The following is a 2,536-nucleotide window of genomic DNA, read 5'->3' as shown; positions in this document are numbered from 1 at the left end:
CTAATTTGGTTACTTTCTCCATTGAACAATTTAAAACAGAGATAGACTCTGTAGAGATGGGCTAAAGCCGTGTCTCTTTAAGAGGTTTTATTAAGGCTAAAAAGATTTATTTTTAGCCTGTAAATTGATAACTTATTTAGTAATTCCGTGGAATTGTTCATATACTCTTTTCACATATTTTGGTTTAAGACCTGTAGTTTTGATCTCTGCCAACTCTTGTTGAATATGATCTTTTTTAATTGCGATAAGATTTTCCCATCTTTTTATCAAGAGATCTCTCACTTCTGTTTCAAAATCACCATCATAGTCAGGATATACAGTACTTAATTTTTCCACAACATCACCAAATTCTGTCTCTTTAATAAGCTCTAATTGCTCTTTTGGATGCGTTTTTTCAACTTCTATAAAGTGTGTCCAACCCATTTCCAATATAGCTCTTAACTCTTGTGGATAATCTCTCTCTTCGTTTGGAAACTTTTGAATTAATGCTGCAGCTATATCTTTGAGTTCATTGGCATTTACGATTTCTAACTCTTCTTCAAAACCTTTTAAGTCTTCTTCATACTCTGCTGCATCTTCATACATCTTTGCTATCTCAGCATTTTTGCTATTATCTCTACTATTTTTTTTGGGAACAGGATTTTCTTCTCCCGCTTCCTGTGCATGAGCAGCTTTAAGTTCTTCCATTTGCAATTCTAAATAGAGCTTTTCTTTCTTTTCTGCCATATCATCAATACCTCATAATAATTTTTTTGTATTTAAGCATTACGTTGCTTAGTTTGTGATTAAACAGCTAACCTTAAGAATAAAATCAACTTTAGTAAAGTTAAATGACATTATTTACATAATATTTATTTTTCTATATATAAGGTATACAGAAGTCTCTTACATCTTTAGATAAACAAAAGGAAGAAAAGCGTTCAACATTACCTAATTTAGGTTATACTTGATGCTCCCAAAAGTAAGTTAAATACTTAATTGATGTAAATTCTTAATAAATAGTAGAGATAAAAAATGATAAAATACTCAAAAAATAAAAGGAAGATATAATGTCTAACACACTAATTCATAATGCAGACGAATGTAAATATGAATACCATATTGATGGTCATGTAGCATACATTACTTATGATGATCAAGATGGAAACATGCATTTAACTGAAACACAGGTACCAGAAGCATTAGCAGGAAAAGGTCTTGCTAGGATACTTCTGGAAGATGTACTGCAAGAGATAGAAAAAGCAAATAAAAAAGCTGTAGCTAAGTGCTCGTATATCGTAAAATATCAAGAAAAACATCCAGAAAGAAGTGCTATATTCGCATAGATCTGTCTAGTGGTCAAGATTAAATATTTAGACTTGATCGCATGAGTCCTTTTTACTCATATCCTCAAGGTAGTGGATCTTTTCCACTGCCACAAATTTCAGCGTGAGAAATGCATACGCAACTCGCACACCATTTTTCCAACGTACCTCCATCTAGAGTATCGTAAGGCATAGTGTCCTTTAGAATGAATAATGAACGTATATCAATAGAATAGATCTATTATATAATTTTATCTTATGTATAATTTTTAGATATTCTTTACGATGGAAGATATCTGCTTCATATGGTAACTATTTTACTCATGCTATAGTTTCATATTGCTCTGGTATTACATATTTAAATTATATTCGCTACTATAAGATACAAATTCATGTTTTAAAGATTTAAATGTACGTAGATGGTACTTTGAATTTTAAAAACTTTGTATCTAATGATAATGAATTTTAAAATGTTTTATACACTTTTGTGTATTTTTTCGAACTTTTTCATAAATATAAGGAGTCAAATATGACGAAAAGAGTAACAGAAGGTCCTGCTGGGTATATGCCACATTCAGCACCGGAGATGGGAGTCGAGCTTGCACCAGAAGGTTCAGCTTTACTTTATGGTAATGTTGTCACACCTGAAGAGGCAATGAGAGATGCTGCTAAAGCATTGCTCACAAAAGATAACCCAACTATCTTCCCTGGTCCTCAAGTTCTATGGGACTGGAAAGATGATGTTGCGGAAAAAGCTGCAGCGATTTTAGATCTTGCATCTGAGATTCCAAACTGTAAAATCATTCCAATGCCAGATTACAGACCAAAATATCCAAAAATTGATGTTAAGGCTGAAATTAATCCAAATCACCCAAACCTAACGATCTTAGACAACAAAATCAAAGCTTGTATTTTTGTAGGTGTGCATTGTCACTACGCAAATCTTTCACTCAGAATGATCCGTGCTGGTACTGATTGTTATACAACTGCATTATGTGCTTATATGGGTCATGAAGAAGCAATGGCATCAATTAGAGATCTACATGCATCAGACATTCAAAAGTTCAAAGAGATCGTAATTGAAGAAAGAAACAAGTTAGGCATTGAGTGGGAAACTACTCTACCACCTCAAAATCCATCTTTGGAAAAAGAGGATAATAGTACATTGTCACCGGCTGATTATGGTGAGTATAGAAGTCTCATCATGACAAAAAAAGGTGAGCACGTTACTG

3 protein-coding genes are annotated in these 2,536 nt (G+C 32.9%); 2 read left to right on the top strand and 1 reads right to left on the bottom strand.

Annotation, left to right across the window (positions count from 1 at the left end):
* Nucleotides 1-132: 132 nt before the first annotated feature.
* Nucleotides 133-726 (bottom strand): hypothetical protein, encoded by a 594-nt coding sequence (locus WBM70_RS02990; RefSeq protein ID WP_424557033.1) that lies wholly within the window; start codon nt 724-726, stop codon nt 133-135.
* Between the two features lie 323 nt (nt 727-1,049).
* Between WBM70_RS02990 and WBM70_RS02985 the strand changes: the two genes are divergently transcribed.
* Both WBM70_RS02985 and WBM70_RS02980 read left to right on the top strand, forming a co-directional pair.
* Complete coding sequence (locus WBM70_RS02985) at nt 1,050-1,325, top strand: GNAT family N-acetyltransferase (protein WP_424557032.1); 276 nt, start codon at nt 1,050-1,052, stop codon at nt 1,323-1,325.
* Between the two features lie 508 nt (nt 1,326-1,833).
* A partial coding sequence (locus WBM70_RS02980) for a carbon monoxide dehydrogenase beta subunit family protein (RefSeq protein WP_424557031.1) occupies nt 1,834-2,536 on the top strand: 703 nt, incomplete at its 3' end.

It is taken from the genome of Sulfurovum sp. (assembly GCF_049668085.1).
Taxonomy (GTDB): Bacteria; Campylobacterota; Campylobacteria; order Campylobacterales; family Sulfurovaceae; genus Sulfurovum.
This window is presented reverse-complemented; position numbering and strand designations above follow the sequence as displayed.